This window comes from Phenylobacterium sp., from assembly GCF_041691455.1.
Taxonomy (GTDB): domain Bacteria; phylum Pseudomonadota; class Alphaproteobacteria; order Caulobacterales; family Caulobacteraceae; genus Phenylobacterium.
On sequence record NZ_JBEPUO010000001.1, the window covers coordinates 467,066 to 486,077 of the forward strand.

The window sequence follows — 19,012 nt, forward strand, 5'->3', positions numbered from 1 at the left end:
GATGGACGGAGCCCAAATCGACGCGGCGACCACTCCGGCGATCGGCTGGTTCCATTCGCTGAGCCTGCCGGACGGCGAGACGACGCAAGGCGTGAAATCGGCGGAGGTGCTGGGCGTGGAGGCCGACGTGGTCTTCAAGCATGGCGTGGCCGGCAAGCGGGTGCTCGACATCGGCGCCTGGGACGGCTTCTTCAGCTTCGAGGCCGAGCGGCGCGGGGCGGCTGAGGTGCTGGCCTGCGACCACTTCTGCTGGTCGGGCGAGGGCTGGGGCACCAAGGCCGGGTTCGACTACGCCCATGGCCGCCTGGGCTCGAAGGTCGAGACCCGCGACTGCAACGTACAGGACCTGTCGCCCGAGGTGGTCGGGACCTGGGACGTGGTGCTGTTCCTGGGCGTGCTCTACCACGTGAAGGACCCGATGGAGTGCCTGGCGCACGCCGCCTCCGTGGCCGGCGAGATGCTGGTCGTCGAGACCTGCACGGCGCTCGACGTCCTGCCCTGGCCGGTGATGCGCTACTACCAGGGCGGCGACCTCGGCGGCGATCCGACCAACTTCTGGGCGCCCAACCGCCGGTGCCTGGAGGGCATGGCCCGCGACCTGGGCTTCACCCGCATCGAGATGACCGGCCATCCGGTGACCAGGCCGCACTGGCGCGCCCCCGAACTCTACTGGAAACACAACAGGGTCTTCATGCATGCCTGGCGCTGACGTCGAAGAAGCCCTGGTCGTCCGCGACACCGACGCCGACTGGCGCGAGCTCGGCAAGAGCAATCCCTATTGGGGGGTGATCAGCCATCCCGACTTCCAGGCCGAGAACATCACGCCCGAGCGGATCGAGCAGTTCTACGCCTCCGGACCCTTCCATATCGACCCGATCGCCAAGGAGCTCGAGACCCTGACCGGCCAGCGCCCGTCCGGCCGGGCGCTCGACTTCGGCTGCGGGGTCGGCCGCCTCGCCGAGGCCATGCTGGCCTACGCCGACCAGGTGACCGGCGTAGACATCTCGCCCGGCATGCTGGAGCTCGCCCGCAAGCGCGCCAGCAAGGTCACCTATGTGGGCGAGATCCCCGAGGGGCCGTTCGACTGGATCAACAGCTTCATCGTCTTCCAGCACATCCCGCCGGCCCGCGGCGAGGCGATCATGGAGACCCTGCTGGGCAAGCTCGCGCCCGGCGGCATGGTCAGTATCCAGGTCACGGTCTGGCGCGAGACCGGCCATGTCTGGCCCGAGGAGACCGGCCTGAAACGGCTCTTCCAGGCGGAGCGCCAGCGCCGCTGGGCGCGCAAGCTGCCGCTCGGCCAGATCCTCATGTACGACTACGACCTCTCTCGCGTCGTGCGCCTGATGAACCGGGCCGGGATCGAGGACATGCGCCTGGTCTCCACTGACCACGGCGGCCACCACGGCGTCATCATCCTCGGGCGCAAGACCGCCCAGCCAAGCCCCGCGTAAGGACCGTATCCATGGTCGAACTCGTTCTGCCGAAGAACTCCCGCGTCCAGAAGGGCCGCCATCATCCGGCGCCCGAGGGCGCCAAGACGATCAAAACGTTCCGGGTCTACCGCTACGATCCGGAGGGCGCCGAGAACCCGCGCTGGGACACCTATGACGTCGACGTGGACGCCTGTGGGCCGATGGTCCTGGACGTGCTGATCCACATCAAGAACGCCATGGACCCGACGCTGGCCTTCCGGCGGTCCTGCCGCGAAGGCGTCTGCGGATCCTGCGCCATGAACATCGGCGGGCGCAATACGCTGGCCTGCACCCACGGCTGGGACGAGGTCCCGGGCAAGGACGTGCAGATCAGCCCCCTGCCGCATATGCCGGTGATGAAGGACCTGGTCCCCGACCTGACCATGTTCTACGCCCAGTACGCCTCGATCGAGCCCTGGCTGCACACCGAGACGCCGGAGCCGCAGAAGGAATGGATCCAGTCGCCGGAGGACCGCGAGAAGCTCGACGGCCTCTACGAATGCATCCTCTGCGCCTGCTGCACGACGTCGTGCCCGAGCTACTGGTGGAACCAGGACAAGTACCTGGGGCCGGCGACCCTGCTGCAGTCCTACCGCTGGCTGATCGACAGCCGCGACGAGGCGACCGGCGAGCGGCTGGATGCGCTGGAGGACCCCTTCAAGCTCTATCGCTGCCACACGATCATGAACTGCGCCCAGGTCTGCCCCAAGGGTCTCAACCCCGCCAAGGCGATCGCCGAGGTGAAGAAGATGCTGGTCGACCGGTTGGTGTGAAATCGTCTCGCCCTGACTGCAGGGCGGAGACCTGATGCTGTGGCTTAGACTGTTTTCTGGGGGACTGAGGATGCGTAGCGGGACAAGGGGCTTGGGTTCGGCCCTGGCGGTGGTGTTGGCGACGGCGTGCTTCGCGGGCCTGGCGTCCGCCGCTGTGGCTCAGGTTCAGGCCCAGGCGTCCGCCCAGGACGAGGCGACGCGGTTCACGGCCTTCCTCGACAAGGAGTTTGACCAGGAGCTGGCGCAACGGCCGCAGCTCGCCACCAGGCTCGGCCGCAAGGACGGCATGGACCGGCTGGACGACATCAGCGACGCCGGCCAGCTGAAGCTGCTGCAGTGGCGGCGCGGCAGCGTCGCGCGCCTGAAGGCCGGTTTCGATCGTGCCAAGCTGCCGCCGGCCTCGCAGGCCAGCTACGACATGTGGGCGCTGGAGCTGGACCGGGCCGAGACCCGCTACAAGTTCCGCAGCTACCAGCCGCCGTTCTATTCCTTCCTCTACTCGGTGCATTCCGAGCTGCCGAACTTCCTGATCAACACCCATGTGGTCGGCGAGGCGTCCGACATGCGGGCCTATATCGCGCGCCTGCATGCGATCGGGCCGGTGCTCGACGTGGCGATCGCCGAGAGCCGCAAGTCCACGGCCGCGGGCGTCCGCGCCCCGAAGTTCGAGATCGAGCGGGTGATCGCCGGCAGCCATACCATGACCACCGGCCAGCCGTTCGACGCGCAAGGGGCGGACTCGCCGCTCTGGGCCGACGCCAAGGCCAAGGTCGGCAAGCTGAAGGCGGCCGGAAAGGTGACCGACGCCGAGGCCGAGGCCCTGCTGGCCGACGCCAGGGCCGGCATCCTCGGCCTCAAGGCGCCCTATGAGCGGGTGATCGCCTGGGCGCAGGACGAGCTTGCGAAGGCGCCGTCCGGGCGCGTCGGCGCGGTGTCCTTGCCCAACGGTCTTGAGTGGTACGCAGCGGCGCTGAAGCTGAACACCACGACCGATCTCACGCCCGAGCAGGTCTACCAACTCGGCCTCAAGGAAGTGACGCGGATCGAGGCGGCGCAGGACGCGCTCGCCCAGAAGGCGGGGTTCAAGGACCGCCAGGCCTTCTATGACGATCGCGCGAAGAAATTCCCGCCGACGCCCTGGACCGACGAGATCCGGGCCGACTACCTGCGCCGCTACAACGCCGCGGTCGCCAACAACCGCAGCCTCCTGCCGGGCTATTTCAACAACCTGCCGGTCTATCGCGCCGAGGTGGTCCGCGAGCCCTCGTTCAGCGAGGTGGCCGGCGGCGCCGCCCACGCGTCGGGGCCCAGCCCCGACGGCGCGCGGCCGGGCCGGGTCTATATCCACATGCTGGGCGTCACCGACGATCCGGCGAACATCACCGACCTGATGTGCCACGAGGGCATTCCCGGCCACGTGATGCAGGGCGATATCGCCGTCCGCCAGAAGGGCGTGCCGAAGTTCCGCAGCGGCTATGGCTATGTGGCCTACGGCGAGGGCTGGGCGCTCTACACCGAGGCGCTGTGCAAGGAGATGGGGGCCTATCCGGACGTCGCCTCCGACTTCTTCCGGCTGGACGCCGAGCTGTTCCGCGCCGCGCGCCTGGTCACCGACACCGGCATCCACGCCAAGGGTTGGACCGAGGACCAGGCGGTCGACTACATGATCAAGACCGGCCGGCGGCCCCCGAACCAGGCCCGCTCGGAAGTGCGCCGCTACATCACCCTTCCCGGCCAGGCCACCGGCTACAAGATCGGCATGCTCAAGATCATGGAGCTGCGCCACAAGGCCGAGCGGGAGCTGGGGCCGAAGTTCGACCTCAAGGCCTATGACGACCTGGTGGTCGGCGCGGGCTCGGTGCCGCTGACCGTCCTGGAACGCGGCGTCGACGATTGGATCGCGAGGCGCAAGGCGGGGTGAGACTCCTCTCCCCCGAGCGTCGCGAGAGAGGGAGAGGGTCGGGAGAGGGCGGCTCGTGAGAGCGCGATCCCATCGAAGGTGGATCGAGGGCCCTCGCCTTGCCGACGGGAGAGATGGATGGGTCCCAGCCGCCCTCTCCCTACCCTCTCCCTATCGGCTTCGTCGGGGGAGAGGAGATCTGGAGACGACGATGATCGAACCGTTCAAGTTCTCGCCGGCCGACGGGACCGCAGCCTTTCCGGCCGATCCGGCGGCCATGCGGTTCGCCTATGTGCTGAAGCACGGGACCATGAAGCTCGGGCTCTATGGCGTCTCGGGCGAGGACAGGCAGCAGCCCCATGCGCAGGACGAACTCTACGTGGTCGTCTCCGGCGCGGCCGATTTCGTGAAGGACGGCGAGCGGGTCCGTTGCGGGCCGTCGGACGTGCTGTTCGTCGAGGCGGGCAAGGCCCACAGGTTCGAGGCCATGACGCCGGACTTCTCCACCTGGGTTATGTTCTGGGGGCCGGACGGCGGCGAAGGCTGAACGCCTCTCCCCAAGCAAACTTGGGGAGAGGGTAGGGGTGAGGGGCGGCTCGTAAGGCCGTCTTCCGCCGATCGTGGACCAAGGATCCTCGCCCGACCCGCGGGAGAGACTGATGGCGCCCAGCCGCCCCTCACCCTACCCTCTCCCCTCTCGGCTGCGCCGGGGGGAGAGGACACAAGTTGACGCCAGCGTCACTTTTGGGCATCGGGGGAAGACGATGAGCGATCCGGCCGGACATGTGGTGATCCTGGGCGCGGGCCATGCCGGCGGCACGGCCGCGGCCTTGCTGCGCCAATACGGCCATGCCGGGCCGATCACCCTGGTCGGCGAGGAGCCGATCCCGCCCTATCAGCGCCCACCGCTCTCCAAGGCCTGGCTGAAGGGCGAGGCCGACGCCGACTCCCTGGCGCTCAAGCCGCTGGAATTCTATGCCGAGCACCACATCGACTTCCGGCCCTCGACGCGGGCCACGTCCATCAACCGCGGCGCCCGCAGCGTCGCCCTCTCGGACGGCTCGACGGTCTCTTACGACGCGCTGATCCTGGCCACGGGCGCACGCGCCATCGCCCTGCCGATCCCCGGCGCGAAGCTGGACGGCGTCATGTTCCTGCGCACCGCCGCCGACGCCGAGGTGCTGAAGGCCACGGTCGGGCCCGGCAAGACCCTGGCGGTGGTAGGCGGCGGCTATATCGGGCTGGAGGTGGCCGCCTCCGGCCGGGCGCTCGGCGCCGACGTGGTGGTGCTGGAGCGGGAAGACCGGCTGCTGGCCCGCGTCGCCTGCGAGGCGCTCTCGACCTTCTTCAAGGCCTATCACGAGCAGCACGGCGTGGTGTTCGAACTGGGCGCCGAAGTGGAGGCGTTCGAGGGCGAGGCCGGCCATGTCACCGGCGTGAAGCTCGCGGGCGGCCGGATCATCCCCTGCGACGCTGCGGTGGTGGGGGTGGGGGCCCATCCCAACGACGAGCTCGCCCGGGACTGCGGCCTCGATGTCGCCCGCGGCGTCGTCGTCGACCTGGAGGCGCGCACCTCCGACCCCTCGATCTTCGCCATCGGCGACGTCGCCCACCGGCCGATGCCGATCTATGGGCGGATGTTCCGCATGGAGAGCGTGCCCAATGCGCTGGAGGGCGCCAAGCAGGCGGCCAGCGCCATCGCCGGCAAGTCCGCGCCGGCCGGCGAGGTCCCCTGGCAGTGGTCCGACCAGTACGATCTGAAGCTGCAGATCGCCGGCTACGCCTTCGACGTGGACGAGATCCTGGTGCGCGGCGACCCGGCCACGGCCAAGTTCGCGGTCTTCCACCTGAAGGGCGATCTGGTGCAGGCGGTCGAGGCGATCAACTCGCCGCCCGAATTCATGATGGGCAAGCAGCTCATCCTCTCCCGCCGTCCCGTCTCCAAGGCGAGGCTTGCGGACCCGACCGTTTCCATGAAAGAGGTCGCCGCCTAAGGTCGGTGGCGCGTTCCGAGGGGTATATGGCGAAGATTAGATACATCGAGCACGACGGGACCGAGCACGTCATCGACGTGAAGACGGGTCTCAGCGTCATGGAAGGCGCGGTGAAGAACAACGTCCCGGGCATCGACGCGGACTGCGGCGGGGCCTGCGCCTGCGCCACCTGCCACGTCTATGTGGACGAAGCCTGGCGCGACAAGACCGGCACGTCGTCGGCCATGGAGGAATCCATGCTCGACTTCGCCGAGAACGTGGAGCCGAACAGCCGGCTCTCCTGCCAGATCAAGGTGACCGACGCGCTGGACGGCCTGGTCGTCCGGATGCCGGAAAGCCAGCACTAGGGCGCAGCGAGAGGGCTCAGGCCTTCTCGTATTTGAAGCTGACGCTGAGCTTGACCCGGAAGGCCTCGATCTTCCCTTCGGGGGTCAGGGTGATGTCCAGCTTGGACACCTCCGCGACCCGAAGGTCCCGCAGCGAACCGGCCGTGGCGGCCAGGGCCTCCTTGGCGGCCTCTTCCCAGCTCGTCGGGCTCGTTCCAATGACGTCGGTGACCCGGTAGACGCTCATCCGGCTTCTCCCTGTTCAGCCCCCGACCAAGCTGGCGCCCCAAACCCGCGCGAGGTCAACAGGCCGGCGTCCTTAACGGTCGCAATGAAATCTTAGCCGTCGAAGTTGCATGCTGTCGGCCTGGAAGCTTATCGAGGCGCGGCGATGTCGAGCAGGATGACGAATTCGAGGCGGACGGTGGCCGATCACTTCGAGCCGGACGACGCCATCGATCCGAAAGCTCAGCGGCAACTGCGCGGGCAACTTGAGCAGATCGACTATACGGCCTACGCGGCCAACAAGGAGGTGCTGAGCGCCGTCCTCGGCCGCGCAGACGCGGCGAAATTCCAGCGCCTCGGCCTCAGCGCGGCGCAGGCCCGGGCCGCCTGGGCGAAGACCGCGCTGGCTGCCGCCGAGAGCGGCCAAATCCCCAACCCGGCGCAGATCGAGCAGATCGCCCAGCTGCGGATGGCCTTCGAAGAGCTCACCGAGGTCTATGACGCCATGCGCCGCATGGTCGAGCGCGGTTACCTGGCCTACGGCGGGGCCTAGGCGCTCAGCGCGTCATCCTCCGGTTTCCACCAAGCTCTTCACCACCTGCGCCACCAGCGCCGGCTGTTCCTGGGCGATGGCGTGGCCGGCCTGGGAGACCGTCAGGCGCCGCGCGGGCGCGGTGGACAGGGCCGCAAGCCGATCCTGCCCCTCAGGCCAGACCTTCTCGAAGGCCGCGCTGACCATGCTCGAGGCCTGTCCGTGGCTGATCACCGCGATCGGCATGGCGCCCAGGACGCCGGGTTCGCTAGAGGGCCAGGCCGCCGCCGGGGTGCGCTCGAAGGCGGTCATCGCCTCGCCGAAACCGGGGCTGGCGCGGGCGTAGACCGCGCGGATCTCACCCTGCACCTGAGGCGGGAGGGTCGCGACGAAGGGCGGCATCATGCCGGGAACGGCAAGCCGCGCGGCCCCCGTCGCCCAGGCGGCGCGCATCATCGCCTCGCGCCCGGCGCCCTCCGACCGGCTGACCCCGCGCATGGCCCCGGCCCAGGTCTTGGGCTCGGCGCCGTCCACGAAGACGATGCCCGCGACGCGGCCGGGATGACGCTCGGCGTAGGCGATGGAGACGATGGCGCCGAAGGATTCCGGAACCAGGACGATGGGGCCAGGAACGCCGCCGGCGGTGAGCGGGCGGTCGAGGTCGGCCACATGGTCGTCCAGGGTCATGGGCCCGGCCGCCGGATCGCTCCAACCCAGGCCGGGACGGTCATAGCTGCAGACCCGGGCGAAGGCCGCGATCCGGTCCTGCAGGCCGTAGGAGACGACCGAGGGCGTGCCGCCGCCGGCCACCATCACCACGGTCGGGCCGCGCCCAGAGCCTTCACACCGCAGGTGCAGGCGCCGCCCGCGCACGTCGACCATGCGGCCGGGCGGCGGATAGCGCCGGGCGTCGCGGGCTTCGGAGACCTTCTGCCAGACCGCGCCCACAGCCAGCGCCGCCAGGCAGAGCGTGAGCAGGCCCAGCAGGATCCGTCCGAGCAGCTTCAGCATAGCCGCCTCCCGTTCGCGCCGCGGTGTCCGCCCGCGCCATCGGCCCGCATGATTTCACGCCCGGGTGGAGAGTACAGTGAAGCTTGCGTAATCGGCGGGCGCCGGCCCGGCCGCCGCTACTTCTGGGCCGCCAGGGTCGCCTTGGCCTTGTTCGCCTGGCTGACGATGTAGTGGTAGATCGCCTCGGACTGGCCCTCGGCCAGCACCTTCTTGAACGAGACCATGCCCTTGTCGGCGCGCGCGCCGTCGAGGACGATCTGGTTCCAGCTGGTGAGGTTCCGGAGCGCCTGCGAATAGCGCAGGTCGGGGATCGACTTGTCGGCGGTCCCGCCGGCGCCGTGGCAGCCGGCGCAGAACCTGCCATAGGCGCCCTCGCCGTCGATCACCTGCTCATTGGTGCCGGTGAGCAGCGGCGGGTCGAGGACCTTGCCGGCGACGGAGCCCACCACGGGCGTCGAGGGCAGGGTCGCGTTGGCGTTCAGCTTGTAGACCAAGAGGCGCGAGTTGTTGGCGCTGAGCGGATTGGTCCGCGCCTGGCCGGGCGGCAGGCCGCGGGCGCCCACCAGGATGGCGACGTATTGCTCGCCGGCGATCGTGTAGGTCGAGGGCGCGGCGACCACGTCGGCCTGGGTCGGGGCCGACCACAGCTTCTTGCCGGTGCGGGCGTCGAAGGCGTTGAACGATCCGCTCCAGTCGCCGGAGAACACCAGGTCGCCGGCGGTGACCATGGCGCCGTGGGCGCCGTAGTCCTTGTCGGCCGCGCGCCAGACTTCCTTCTGGGCCACCGGGTCCCAGGCCTGCAGATAGGAGCGGATGTTGCCGCGCAGGGGCGCGCCGGGCTTGCCGTAAAGCTCGGTGATCTTGTCGGAGAACGAGACCGTGCCGGTGTTGTAGACCCGGTCCTTGACCTGGAAGCTCGCCGGGCTCGCCGACTGGAAGCCGGTCGTGCTCTCGGTGACCGGGATATAGACTAGGCCGGTCTTCGGGCTGTAGGCCATCGGGTGCCAGTTGTGGGCGCCCAGCGGCGCCGGCTGGACGATGGCGGCCCTCTCGTCGGTGTAGCGGACCTCGGGGTTCTCGACCGGCCGGCCGGTCTTCATGTCGATCTTCGAGGCCCAGTTGGCCGGCGCGAACTTCTCGGCGGAGATCAGTTTCCCGGTCCGGGCGTCCCAGACGTAGAAGAAGCCGGTCTTCGGGGCCTGCATCAGGACGTGGCGCACCTGGCCCTTGATCTTCAGGTCGGCGGTCATCAGCGGGTTGGTGACGTCGTAGTCCCACTCGTCGCCCGGCACCTCCTGGAAGTGCCAGGCGTATTGGCCGGTGGAGGCCTTCACCGCGATGATCGAGGAGACGAAGAGGTTGTCGCCGCCCTTGGGGCTGCGGATCTGCTGGCTCCAGGAGAGGCCGTTGCCGGTGCCGAAGTAGATCAGGTCGGTCTTCGGATCGTAGAGGATGGTGTCCCAGGCCGTGGCGCCGCCGCCGTATTTCCAGAAGCCGCCGTCCCAGGTGCCGAGCGCGGACTTGAGCAGCGGCGTGTTGGTCGGATCGCCCGGCGCGGCGGGCACGGTGTAGAAGCGCCACTTCAGCTTGCCGGTGACCGCGTCATAGGCCGAGACATAGCCGCGGCAGGTGTATTCCGCGCCGCCGTTGCCGATGATCACCAGGCCGTTCACGATCCGCGGGACCTGGGTGATCGTGTAGGGCTGCTTGGGATCGGTGGTCTGCACTTCCCAGGCCTTCTTGCCGGTCTTGGCGTCGATCGCGATCAGCCGGCCGTCGAGGGCGCCCAGGTAGAGCTTGCCCTTCCAGGCAGCGACGCCGCGGTTGACCACGTCGCAACAGGCGATGGCGCCGTTGGAGGGGTCGACCTTGGGGTCGAAGTCCCAGAGCTTCCTGCCGGTCGCCGCGTCGTAGGCCTTCACCTTCGACCAGGCGGTGGTGATGTAGAGCGCGCCGTCCACCACGACGGGCGTCGATTCCTGGCCGCGCTCGGTGTCGACGTCGCCGTACCAGGCGAGGCCGAGCTTCGACACGTTGGATTTGTTGACGCCGGTGAGCGGGCTGAAGCGCTGTTCGGAATAGGTGCGGCCGGCGGACATCCAGGTCCCCGGCTCCTGGTCGGCGGCGAGCTGGCGGGCGCTATCGACAGCGGCGGCGCCCATCGGGTGCGGGCTGGGGGGATGGGCCGGCGTCTTGGGGGCGGCGACGGCGGTCGCGCCGAACGCCAGCAACAGGGCGGCGCCCACCGCCGCGCGGCTCTTGAACTTGTGCATCGGTCGCATCCCCCGTGTCGTTTCTTGTCAGGCCCGCAGGCCCAGTTCCGGCTGTGCGGCCGCAGCCTGGGCTTCTTCCGGCAGGTGGCAGGTGAAGGTCGCCCCGGCGCCCGGTTCGCTCTCCAGGGCCACCCAGCCACCATGCAGTTCGGTGAGCGCCTTGACCAGCGCCAGGCCCAGCCCCGGCCCGCCGCGCTCGCGGCCGATGAAGCGGTCGAAGATGTGCGCCTGGACATGGAAGGGGATGCCGCGGCCGGTGTCGGAGACCTGCAGCTGGATCTCGCCCAGCGCCTTCTTGGCGGCCATGGTCACCGTGCCGCCGGCCGGGGTCTGGCCAATGGCGTTCTCCATCAGGTGCTCGATGATCTGGCCCAGGCGCCGCGCGTCGCCGCGGATCAGGCCGAGGTCCTCCGGATAGTCGACCGAGATCTTGATCTCGCCGGCCTCGGCCTCCGGGGTCCAGCGGTCGGCCTGGGCGTTCAGCAGGTCCCCGACCCGCACGTCCTCCAGGTCGAGCGACATCTCGTCGGCGTCGATCTGGGCCATGTCGAGCACGTCGTCGATCGACCGCGCGAGTTGGGTGGCCGCCGCCTTGACCGCCGCGGCGTAGCCCCGCCCGCGCTCCGACAGGCCCTCGCCAGAGCGTTCCAGCAGCTCGGAATAGCCGATGATGGTGGTGAGCGGGGTGCGCAGTTCGTAGGAGACGTTGCCGACGAAATCGCGCTTCAGCCGCTCGGCGTCCGCCAGCGCCTGTTCCTTGGCGGCGAGCGCGCCCTCGAGCTTGCGGGCGTCGGTTACGTCGGTGAAGGCGATGAGCGTCGCGCCGTCCGGCAGCGGGCGCGACTGATAGACCACGATGCGGCTGTCGGAGGTCTTCACCTCGCCGGTGGTGGGCGCGCGGGCCTGGGGGTCAGGGTCGGCGACGCGGCCCTTCAGTTCGCGCCAGAAGCCCATGTCGTGGAGCTTGGGGATGCAGAGGTCGACCACGCCCTCGAAGTCGCCGGCCGCCTCGATCTGCGCCGGGGTAACGTTCCAGAACCGGGCGAAGGCCTCGTTGTGCAGCCGCAGCCGGCCATCAGAGCCGAAGACGGTGACCGCGTCGGAGAGCTTGTCGAGGGTCGCCTGCTGCACCTGGATGAGGGCGTTGTACTGGGTCTTGAGCTTCAGCTCGTCGGTGATGTCGCTGAACAGCAGCAGCAGCCCGCCCATCGGGTGCGGCTGGCGCACGACCTTCAGCGTGCGGCCGTCGGGCACGCTCCACATGTCGTCGGGGCCGGCGGCGAGCTGTTCGTAGCGGTCGAGCTCGCCGGCCTTCCACTTGCCGTAGTCGGCGGTCTCCGGCAGCCGGCGGCGCTGGCGCAGGCGGTCCAGGAGCTCGGAGTGGCTGGGCTGCTCGGCGAGCCAGGCGGGCTCCAGCCCCCATAGTTCGGCGAAGGCCGTATTGTGGAAGATCAGCTTCTTCGTCTGGCTGAACACCGCCACCGCGTCGGCGATGTGGTTCAGCGTCTCGTCGTGCGCCTCCACATTGCGTTTCAGGAGGTCGCGCAGCTCTTCCTGCTCGCTGACGTCCTCGGTCCACACACCCACGCCGCCGCCTTCCAGCGGCTGGGCGGTGATGTGGAAGGCGCGGCGCTTGCCGGCCACGGTCGCCCAACGCACGGAGTCGCGCCGCTGGCCGAGGTTGGCGGCCTCGCTGGCGAGCGCATCGGCGGAGCGGTCGAAGGCGACGCCACGGTGGGCGGCCTCGTCCAGGCTGACAGCGTCGGCGGCCTTCAGCCAGGCGGCGTTGACCCAGACCGGCGAACCGTCGGCCGCGGCGATCCAGGCCGGCGTGGCCCGCGCGTTCAGGAAGGCCGCGAAGCGCGGCGCGGTGGGCAGGCCGGCGTCCTCGCCGATCGCCGCGGAGAGCCTGAGCCAAGCGAGCGCGCCGGCCGCGCGGCCCTCGACGGCCACCAGGCCCGCGTCGCCCTGCACCTCGAAGGCGCAGGCCTCGCCGCGTTCGAAGAGCGCCCTGAGGCGCCGCGCATGGTCGGGGTCGGCGCGCATCAGGGCGTTGACGATGCCCTGCGGGTCGGCGTCGACGAGGCCCAGCGCGGTGGCGCAGGCGGCCAGGGATTCCTCGCCGGAGGCCAGCAGGGCGTGGCCGTCCTCAACCGCCAGCAGGGCGGAGTCGAAGGCCTCGGCCGAGGCCTGGGCGGCCTCGGCGCGCTCCTCGACGCCGGCCAGGCGCGCGACGATCGCCGCGACGTGCTCCTGCGCCTGACGCCGCTGGGCCAGAGCCCACAGCACAGCGCAGATCGCCAGGGAAACCGCGCCCGCCGCCGCCGCCAGGATCAGTTGGTGGGCGCTCATCCCCGCTCCGAATCACCTGTCCGGCAGACTAGGCCGGGCAGGACGTCGCCGCATCCGCGCCGCGTTTCCGATAGTAGGCTAAGTTAGAGCATGATCGGAGCCGATGTCTCAGGAAGCGGGGCGGCAGGAAGCATGACCGCGATCCTCTACCCGGTGGCCGCCAATGCGGAGCAGGCCCTGGCTAGCCCCCTGGGCCGGGCGGCGCGTGAGCGCGAGGCCCTGGCCGCGGCCGGCGAGGCCGTGGTCTTCGCCACCGACCCGACGGGCCCGGCCTTCGCCACCCGCGAGGCGGCGGTGGAGGCCTATGGCGGGCTGCTGGACGAGCCCTGGCGCCGGCTCGCCGAACAGATCCTGCCTGGCCAGAAGCTGGCTCACGCCGAGCCGACGTTCGCCGACGGACGGCGCTGGCCCACGGCGCCGGCCACGCCGCCGCGCACCGCCTGGCGGCTGATGGTCTCCTATTGGCGGATCGGGACCGCGGCGCGGCCGATCGAGACGCCGCAGGCGCGCAAGGTCCGCCGCGCCGGCTCCGCGCTGGACGCCGAGACCCTGCGCGCCATCGCCCGCCAGCCGCTGCGCCCCGTCGAGCCGCAGCAGCCGCTGGACATCGGGCTCTTCGAGGTCCGTCCACCGGACGCGCCGCACATCGTCATGCCCGATGAGTGACACCCCCGTCGTCGGTAAGGCGCCATCGCTCGATGACCTCGCCGCCCTGGCCGAGGCCGCCTTCCAGGCCCTGCCGGCGAGCTTCCGCAAGCTCACCGGCGACGTGATCTTCCGCGTCGACGACTTCCCCGCCGACGACGTGCTGGACGAACTCGGCATCGAGGACCCGTTCGGCCTGACCGGGCTCTATCAGGGCGTCGACATCGGCCACCGCGAGGGCTTCGGGCCGGCGCCGCAGCCTTCGATGATCTTCCTCTACCGCCGCCCGATCCTCGACGAATGGGCCGAGCGCGGCGAGGTGACGCTGGAGGAGCTGGTCAGCCACGTCCTGGTCCACGAGATCGGCCACCACTTCGGCCTGTCCGACGCCGACATCGACGCCATCGAGGCCAGCGCCGGCTAGGTCAGAGCTGCGGGCGCGGCTTGCTGAAGTCGACGACCGGTCGCACCTCGATCGAGCCGAGCCGGGCGAAGGGATTGGTGGCGGCGATCGCGGCGGCCTCGTCACGGTCGGCTGCCTCGATCAGCACAAAGCCGCCAAGCACCTCCTTGGTCTCGGCGAACGGCCCGTCGGTCTGGGATATCCGGCCGCCGCGCACCCGCACCGTGACCGCCTCGTTCGGCAGGGTCAGGGCCTGGGACATCAGGACATGGCCGGCCGCCTTGTGCCGGTCGCCGTGGGGCCCGACCTCGGCGAGGACCGCCTTGGCCTCCTCGCCGCCGCCGAAGACGATCTCGGGCTCGAAATAGATCAGACAGACAAACTGCATGCGGAGTTCCTAGCTCTGGGGCCTCGACTGCGACTTGTCGTTCGGCGTCGCGCGGATTCGACATCCCGATAATTCTTTCCGGCGGCGAACGGAACGGCGGAAAAGATACCCCCACGGTGAAGTTGACGCCTCCGTCACCTTCGTTGACTGAGCAGCGTTCAGATGCCATGGTCGGCGCCTATCGAGCCCAAGCCCTCAGGAGCTGAGACCCATGGCCGCCGACGGCAACATCACCAAGGACCTGATCTACGACGCCGTCGCGCCGGACGACTTCGAGTCCATGCTGGAGCTCGACCGTTATGGCGCGCGCTCGACCGCCTTCGACAAGATCATCTCGGCGACCCACGACCACTTCTGGGATCCGCTCGACCCGAAATACATCGACTTCTCCGAGCCGCTGGACATGGAAAAGGTCATGATCTTGCCGGAGAAATTCCACGGGGCGCTGCAGCTCGACTATGTGCGCGACCACCTGGGGACCGAGGCGAACATCATCGCCTTCGCCAACGCCTCGACGCTGCGCACCTTCTCCTCGATCCTGCACGGCGAGCAGGGTGCGCTGAACCTCTCGGCCTCGCTCTGCCACGTGCTGAAGGACCAGGGCGCGCAGGAATATGCCGCCAACCAGACCCGCGAAGAGGCGCGCCACGTCACCGCCTTCGCCCGCTACATCAAGGCCCGCTGGGGCCGGCCGCGGCCCTGCGGCGTCGTGCTGCAGCAGCTCCTCGTCGACATCATCTCCGCGCCCGAGGTCTACAAGAAGATCATCGGCATGCAGATGCTGGTCGAGGGCCTGGCCATGGGCGCCTTCGCCACCAGCTTCCAGTACAACCGCGATCCCCTGGCCCGGAAGCTCTTCCAGCTGGTGATGACCGACGAGGCCTTCCACCACAAGTTCGGGAAGATCTGGGCCGACCGGACGATCCCGCACCTGACCGAGGCCGAGCACGAGATCATCGAGATGTGGGCGGCCCACTGCTTCCAGACGCTGCTCTTCAACCTCGTCGCCCCGACCCAGAACGTCGGCCTCTATGAGGAATTCGGCCTCGACCCGAACCGGGTGATCGAGGAGATGGGCAAGCTGATCAATGACGAGACCCGCCGCGAGGACATGAAGGAAGCCACCAACATCTTCCGGGTGCTGGTGAAGACCCTGCTCAACGCCGGCATCATCACCGAGCGGACCAAGGCCTTCTACGCCGTCTACGTCGACATCGACGAGCTGAAGGACGAGGGCGACAAGATGGTCGGCGACGACATCGCCGAGGAGGGGATCAAGTACCTCCAGGAGATCAACTTCAAGGACCGCGCCCGCCAGGTGCTGATCGCCGCGGAATAGGGCTCCGGTCCATCGATCGACGACAACGCCCGCCGAGGGAGACCCGGCGGGCGTCTTCATATCCGGCCCCATCCGCACGCCGCGAAGCAGCCCCCCGAATGCTCGGGCCGGCGAGCTGCACAAGGATAACGCGAACTTGCTCTGACCCGCGCCGGGCAAGCTGCTAAAGCCCGCCAGTCGTCGCGACCGAGGCAGACCTATCCGACGGACGCCTACTTGCCCGCCATCGGCCCAATCGCGAGACAGCAGCGCCGGTCCTGCTGGCCGGCAATCTGGCGAAGGATGACATCGCCATGGCTTTTATCACCACCCAAGACGGCGCCCGGATCTTCTACAAGGATTGGGGCGCAAGAGACGCGCAGCCGATCGTGTTCCACCACGGCTGGCCGCTGAGCGCCGACGACTGGGACAACCAGATGATGTTCTTCCTGGCGGAGGGCTATCGCGTCATCGCCCATGACCGCCGCGGCCACGGGCGGTCGGACCAGACCGACGGCGGCAACGAGATGGACACCTATGCGGCCGACGTCACCGAGCTGGTCAAGGCGCTCGACATCAGGAACGCGATCCATGTCGGCCATTCGACGGGGGGTGGCGAGGTCGCGCGCTATGTGGCGCGGGCCGAGCCCGGACGCGTGGCCAAGGCCGTACTGGTCGACGCCGTGCCGCCCGTGATGATCAAGAAGGATTCGAATCCAGGCGGGACGCCGATCGAGGTCTTCGACGGGTTCCGCACCGCGCTGGCCGCCAACCGCGCCCAGCTTTACCTCGATATCCCGAGCGGCCCCTTCTACGGCTTCAACCGCCCCGGCGCGAAAGTGTCGGAAGGCCTCATCCGCAACTGGTGGCGGCAAAGCATGATGGGCAGCGTCAAGGCCGGCTACGAGTGCATCAAGGCCTTCTCGGAGACCGACTTCACCGAGGACTTGAAGGCGATCGACCTGCCGGTGCTGGTGATCCACAGCGAGGACGACCAGATCGTGCCCTATGCGGATTCGGCGCCGCTGACGGTCAAGCTGCTGAAGAACGGCAGGCTGAAGACCTACAAGGACCTGCCGCACGGCTGCCTCCAGACCCATCCGGAGATCCTGAACCCCGAGATACTTGCGTTCATTCGCGAAGCCGAAGGGAAGGCAGATCAGCCGGCGGCTGCCGCCGAGCCCGCCATGGCCTGAACCTAGCGTGTGGGCCCGGCCGCCTGGCCGGGTCCACACAAGGACTAAGCACATGAAGATCGTTGTCATCGGCGCCACCGGCCGCACCGGCGAAAAGCTCGTCCATGCGCTGCGGCGCGACGACGTCACGGTCGTGGAGGCCTCACCCTCCCGGGGCGTGAACACGATCACCGGCGAGGGGCTCGATCAGGCCCTCCGCGACGCAACGGCCGTGGTGGACGTGTCGAACTCGCCCTCGCCGGATGGGGCGGCGGCGCTGCGGTTCTTCGAGGCCTCGGGCCGCAGGCTGTTGGCGGCCGGAAAGGCCGCCGGCGTGCAGCACCACATCGCCCTGTCGATCGTCGGCGCCGACCGCCTGCAGGCGAGCGGCTACTTCCGCGCCAAGAAGATCCAGGAAGACCTGATCAAGGCTTCGGGACTTCCCTACAGCATCCTGCGCTCCACCCAGTTCTTCGAGTTCATCGCCGGCGTCGTGCAGAACGGCGAGGCGGACGATGTGCCGATCGCGCCCGCGCTGTCGCAGCCGATCTCGCGCATCGATGTCGCCGCGTTGCTCGCCGACCTTGCCACCGGCGGGCCGTTGAACGGGACGGTCGAGGTGGCCGGACCCGAGCGGTTCCGCCTTTGCGACCTCGCGATGGAGGTGTTGACCGCCTACGAAGACCCCCGGCGGATCATCTCAGATCCGCGCGCCCTCTATTTCGGCGCGGAACTGACCGACCAGTCGCTGCTTCCCGGCGGCGACGCTCGCATCGGCGCGTTGCGGTTCGAGGACTGGCTGCGCCAGACCCTGCAACCGACTGACCGCGCGATGGCTTGATGTCGGCCGCCGGCCTCGGATCAGCCGACGTCCTGCACGCCGGCGCGCCAGTCCCGGAAGAAGATGCCGCCGGCGCTTTCCTTTGACGGCGGGCCCGCCCGGGGCGATCCTGGCTCCTGAACGCTGATCAGGTCCGCCTCGGACGGGCCGGTTTCGGGAGCAGACGATGGCCGACGGCAACATCACCAAGGACGCCATGTACGGCGCCGTGGCGCCCGACGACTTCGAGTCCATGCTGACGCTCGACCGCTATGGCGAGCGCTCCACGGCCTTCGACAAGATCATCAGCGCCACCCACGAGCACTTCTGGGATCCGCTGGACAAGAAATACATCGACTTCGACGAGCCCTTCGACCTCGAGAACGAGGCCATGGTTCCGGAGGAGCAACAGCCGCTGCTGCGCCTGCCCTATGTGGCCGAGACCCTGAAGGATCCCAAGCAGCGCATCGCCTTCATCAACTACATGCAGCTGCGCGGCTTCTCCTCGATCCTGCACGGCGAGCAAGGCGCGCTGAACCTGTCGGCCAGCCTGTGCCACGTGCTCTACGACCAGGGCGCCCAGGAATATGCCGCCAACCAGACCCGCGAGGAGGCCCGCCACGTCACCGCCTTCGCCAAATACATCAAGTCGCGCTGGGGCCGGCCGACCGAGTGTGGCGCGGCGCTGAAGTCGCTTCTGGTGGAGATCATCGAGGCGCCGGAGGTCTACAAGAAGATCGTCGGCATGCAGATGCTGGTCGAGGGCCTCGCCATGGGCGCCTTCGCCAACGGCTACCGCAACAATCGCGACCCGGTGGCCAAGAGGCTGTTCCAACTGGTGATGACCGACGAGGCCTTTCACCACAAGTTCGGGAAAATCTGGGCCGACCGGACGATCCCGCACCTCACCGAATCCGAGCGCAATCTGGTGGAGGACTGGACCGCCCACTGCGCCCAGAACCTGCTGTTCGACCGCGGCGACCCCAGGCAGATGGCCGAGATCTACGGCATGTTCGATCTCGACCCCGAGCGGGTGATCGCCGACATCGTGCAGCGGCGGAAGGAGCGCGATCCGACGCGCAAGTTCAAGGGCGAGACCAACGTCTTCCGCGTGCTCATCAAGACGCTGCTGCAGGCCCGCCTGATCACCGAGCGGACGCGCGGCTTCTACGCTATGTACGTCGACATGGACGAGCTGGCGGCGGAGGGCGACCGCACGGTCGGCGATGACATCGCCGAGGACGGCATCCGTTACCTGCAGGCGATCAACTTCAAGGACCGGGCGCGGCCTGTAACAATCGCGGCGGAGTGACGGCCCGCCTCGAAAAGGGCATGGTTGTATTGCGTCTTTATGCGGCGCCCGCGGACCCTCCGCGGGCGTTTCGATTGTCACAGCCTGAAG

Annotated in this window: 19 protein-coding genes; 14 read left to right on the forward strand and 5 right to left on the reverse strand. The window is 68.8% G+C overall.

Annotated elements, in window-relative coordinates; genetic code table 11:
* Window position 1 precedes the first annotated feature (1 nt).
* The 7 genes from ACESMY_RS02465 to ACESMY_RS02495 all read left to right on the forward strand — a co-directional run bounded on the left by ACESMY_RS02465 (window position 2) and on the right by ACESMY_RS02495 (window position 6,489).
* Window positions 2-709 carry a class I SAM-dependent methyltransferase gene (locus ACESMY_RS02465; protein ID WP_372781813.1) on the forward strand — a complete coding sequence of 236 codons (708 nt, stop codon included), beginning with the start codon at window positions 2-4 and terminating at the stop codon, window positions 707-709.
* Window positions 696-1,454 carry a class I SAM-dependent methyltransferase gene (locus ACESMY_RS02470; protein ID WP_372781815.1) on the forward strand — a complete coding sequence of 253 codons (759 nt, stop codon included), beginning with the start codon at window positions 696-698 and terminating at the stop codon, window positions 1,452-1,454. The genes ACESMY_RS02465 and ACESMY_RS02470 overlap by 14 nt, the downstream gene beginning before the upstream one ends.
* 11 nt (window positions 1,455-1,465) lie before the next feature.
* Window positions 1,466-2,248, forward strand: coding sequence for a succinate dehydrogenase iron-sulfur subunit (locus ACESMY_RS02475; RefSeq protein WP_372781817.1), 783 nt, complete (start codon window positions 1,466-1,468; stop codon window positions 2,246-2,248).
* A 91-nt stretch (window positions 2,249-2,339) separates the two neighbouring features.
* Window positions 2,340-4,169, forward strand: a complete 1,830-nt coding sequence (locus ACESMY_RS02480) for a DUF885 family protein (RefSeq protein WP_372781819.1) — start codon at window positions 2,340-2,342, stop codon at window positions 4,167-4,169.
* 190 nt (window positions 4,170-4,359) lie between these two features.
* Entirely contained in the window at window positions 4,360-4,695 is a 336-nt protein-coding gene (locus tag ACESMY_RS02485) for a cupin domain-containing protein (protein WP_372781821.1), read from the forward strand.
* 217 nt (window positions 4,696-4,912) lie between these two features.
* Entirely contained in the window at window positions 4,913-6,142 is a 1,230-nt protein-coding gene (locus ACESMY_RS02490) for an NAD(P)/FAD-dependent oxidoreductase (RefSeq protein ID WP_372781823.1), read from the forward strand.
* Between the two features lie 26 nt (window positions 6,143-6,168).
* Complete coding sequence (locus ACESMY_RS02495; RefSeq protein ID WP_372781825.1) at window positions 6,169-6,489, forward strand: 2Fe-2S iron-sulfur cluster-binding protein; 321 nt, start codon at window positions 6,169-6,171, stop codon at window positions 6,487-6,489.
* A gap of 16 nt (window positions 6,490-6,505) precedes the next feature.
* Here ACESMY_RS02495 and ACESMY_RS02500 read toward each other — a convergent pair whose 3' ends face one another.
* Window positions 6,506-6,715, reverse strand: coding sequence for a dodecin family protein (locus ACESMY_RS02500; protein ID WP_372781827.1), 210 nt, complete (start codon window positions 6,713-6,715; stop codon window positions 6,506-6,508).
* 177 nt (window positions 6,716-6,892) lie between these two features.
* On the opposite strand from ACESMY_RS02500, the gene ACESMY_RS02505 reads away from it, so the two are divergent.
* A complete protein-coding gene (locus ACESMY_RS02505; RefSeq protein WP_372781829.1) occupies window positions 6,893-7,246 on the forward strand; it encodes a hypothetical protein in 354 nt (117 codons plus the stop codon).
* Between the two features lie 12 nt (window positions 7,247-7,258).
* Here the strand turns inward: ACESMY_RS02505 and ACESMY_RS02510 are convergent, their stop codons facing one another.
* From ACESMY_RS02510 to ACESMY_RS02520, 3 genes are all read right to left on the reverse strand, one after another.
* The gene (locus tag ACESMY_RS02510) at window positions 7,259-8,236 is read right to left on the reverse strand and encodes an alpha/beta fold hydrolase (protein WP_372781831.1); all 978 of its coding nucleotides are present in this window, start codon (window positions 8,234-8,236) and stop codon (window positions 7,259-7,261) included.
* Between the two features lie 116 nt (window positions 8,237-8,352).
* Window positions 8,353-10,509, reverse strand: coding sequence for a PQQ-dependent dehydrogenase, methanol/ethanol family (locus tag ACESMY_RS02515; protein ID WP_372781833.1), 2,157 nt, complete (start codon window positions 10,507-10,509; stop codon window positions 8,353-8,355).
* Window positions 10,510-10,536: 27 nt separating this feature from the next.
* Window positions 10,537-12,861 (reverse strand): PAS-domain containing protein, encoded by a 2,325-nt coding sequence (locus ACESMY_RS02520; protein ID WP_372781835.1) that lies wholly within the window; start codon window positions 12,859-12,861, stop codon window positions 10,537-10,539.
* 132 nt (window positions 12,862-12,993) lie between these two features.
* On the opposite strand from ACESMY_RS02520, the gene ACESMY_RS02525 reads away from it, so the two are divergent.
* Together ACESMY_RS02525 and ACESMY_RS02530 are read left to right on the forward strand one after the other, a co-directional pair.
* The gene (locus tag ACESMY_RS02525) at window positions 12,994-13,527 is read left to right on the forward strand and encodes a hypothetical protein (RefSeq protein ID WP_372781837.1); all 534 of its coding nucleotides are present in this window, start codon (window positions 12,994-12,996) and stop codon (window positions 13,525-13,527) included.
* On the forward strand, window positions 13,520-13,930 hold the full coding sequence (locus ACESMY_RS02530; protein ID WP_372781839.1) for a metallopeptidase family protein: 411 nt from the start codon (window positions 13,520-13,522) through the stop codon (window positions 13,928-13,930). The genes ACESMY_RS02525 and ACESMY_RS02530 overlap by 8 nt, the downstream gene beginning before the upstream one ends.
* 1 nt (window position 13,931) lies before the next feature.
* Here the strand turns inward: ACESMY_RS02530 and ACESMY_RS02535 are convergent, their stop codons facing one another.
* Window positions 13,932-14,297 (reverse strand): YciI family protein, encoded by a 366-nt coding sequence (locus tag ACESMY_RS02535; RefSeq protein ID WP_372781841.1) that lies wholly within the window; start codon window positions 14,295-14,297, stop codon window positions 13,932-13,934.
* 211 nt (window positions 14,298-14,508) lie between these two features.
* On the opposite strand from ACESMY_RS02535, the gene ACESMY_RS02540 reads away from it, so the two are divergent.
* From ACESMY_RS02540 to ACESMY_RS02555, 4 genes are all read left to right on the forward strand, one after another.
* The gene (locus ACESMY_RS02540) at window positions 14,509-15,636 is read left to right on the forward strand and encodes a ferritin-like domain-containing protein (protein WP_372781842.1); all 1,128 of its coding nucleotides are present in this window, start codon (window positions 14,509-14,511) and stop codon (window positions 15,634-15,636) included.
* 293 nt (window positions 15,637-15,929) lie between these two features.
* Window positions 15,930-16,811 (forward strand): alpha/beta fold hydrolase, encoded by an 882-nt coding sequence (locus ACESMY_RS02545; RefSeq protein WP_372781844.1) that lies wholly within the window; start codon window positions 15,930-15,932, stop codon window positions 16,809-16,811.
* 52 nt (window positions 16,812-16,863) lie between these two features.
* A complete protein-coding gene (locus tag ACESMY_RS02550) occupies window positions 16,864-17,631 on the forward strand; it encodes an SDR family oxidoreductase (protein ID WP_372781845.1) in 768 nt (255 codons plus the stop codon).
* A 166-nt stretch (window positions 17,632-17,797) separates the two neighbouring features.
* Window positions 17,798-18,922, forward strand: coding sequence for a ferritin-like domain-containing protein (locus ACESMY_RS02555; protein WP_372781847.1), 1,125 nt, complete (start codon window positions 17,798-17,800; stop codon window positions 18,920-18,922).
* Window positions 18,923-19,012: the final 90 nt, after the last annotated feature.

Excerpts from the sequence above, each read along its gene's own strand:
- ACESMY_RS02465 (WP_372781813.1), top strand. The coding sequence starts at position 2 with ATGGACGGAGCCCAAATCGACGCGGCGACCACTCCGGCGATCGGCTGG.
- ACESMY_RS02470 (WP_372781815.1), top strand. The coding sequence starts at position 696 with ATGCCTGGCGCTGACGTCGAAGAAGCCCTGGTCGTCCGCGACACCGAC.
- ACESMY_RS02475 (WP_372781817.1), top strand. The coding sequence starts at position 1,466 with ATGGTCGAACTCGTTCTGCCGAAGAACTCCCGCGTCCAGAAGGGCCGC.
- ACESMY_RS02485 (WP_372781821.1), top strand. The coding sequence starts at position 4,360 with ATGATCGAACCGTTCAAGTTCTCGCCGGCCGACGGGACCGCAGCCTTT.
- ACESMY_RS02490 (WP_372781823.1), top strand. The coding sequence starts at position 4,913 with ATGAGCGATCCGGCCGGACATGTGGTGATCCTGGGCGCGGGCCATGCC.
- ACESMY_RS02495 (WP_372781825.1), top strand. The coding sequence starts at position 6,169 with ATGGCGAAGATTAGATACATCGAGCACGACGGGACCGAGCACGTCATC.
- ACESMY_RS02500 (WP_372781827.1), bottom strand. The coding sequence starts at position 6,715 with ATGAGCGTCTACCGGGTCACCGACGTCATTGGAACGAGCCCGACGAGC.
- ACESMY_RS02510 (WP_372781831.1), bottom strand. The coding sequence starts at position 8,236 with ATGCTGAAGCTGCTCGGACGGATCCTGCTGGGCCTGCTCACGCTCTGC.
- ACESMY_RS02515 (WP_372781833.1), bottom strand. The coding sequence starts at position 10,509 with ATGCACAAGTTCAAGAGCCGCGCGGCGGTGGGCGCCGCCCTGTTGCTG.
- ACESMY_RS02520 (WP_372781835.1), bottom strand. The coding sequence starts at position 12,861 with ATGAGCGCCCACCAACTGATCCTGGCGGCGGCGGCGGGCGCGGTTTCC.
- ACESMY_RS02525 (WP_372781837.1), top strand. The coding sequence starts at position 12,994 with ATGACCGCGATCCTCTACCCGGTGGCCGCCAATGCGGAGCAGGCCCTG.
- ACESMY_RS02530 (WP_372781839.1), top strand. The coding sequence starts at position 13,520 with ATGAGTGACACCCCCGTCGTCGGTAAGGCGCCATCGCTCGATGACCTC.
- ACESMY_RS02535 (WP_372781841.1), bottom strand. The coding sequence starts at position 14,297 with ATGCAGTTTGTCTGTCTGATCTATTTCGAGCCCGAGATCGTCTTCGGC.
- ACESMY_RS02540 (WP_372781842.1), top strand. The coding sequence starts at position 14,509 with ATGGCCGCCGACGGCAACATCACCAAGGACCTGATCTACGACGCCGTC.
- ACESMY_RS02545 (WP_372781844.1), top strand. The coding sequence starts at position 15,930 with ATGGCTTTTATCACCACCCAAGACGGCGCCCGGATCTTCTACAAGGAT.
- ACESMY_RS02550 (WP_372781845.1), top strand. The coding sequence starts at position 16,864 with ATGAAGATCGTTGTCATCGGCGCCACCGGCCGCACCGGCGAAAAGCTC.
- ACESMY_RS02555 (WP_372781847.1), top strand. The coding sequence starts at position 17,798 with ATGGCCGACGGCAACATCACCAAGGACGCCATGTACGGCGCCGTGGCG.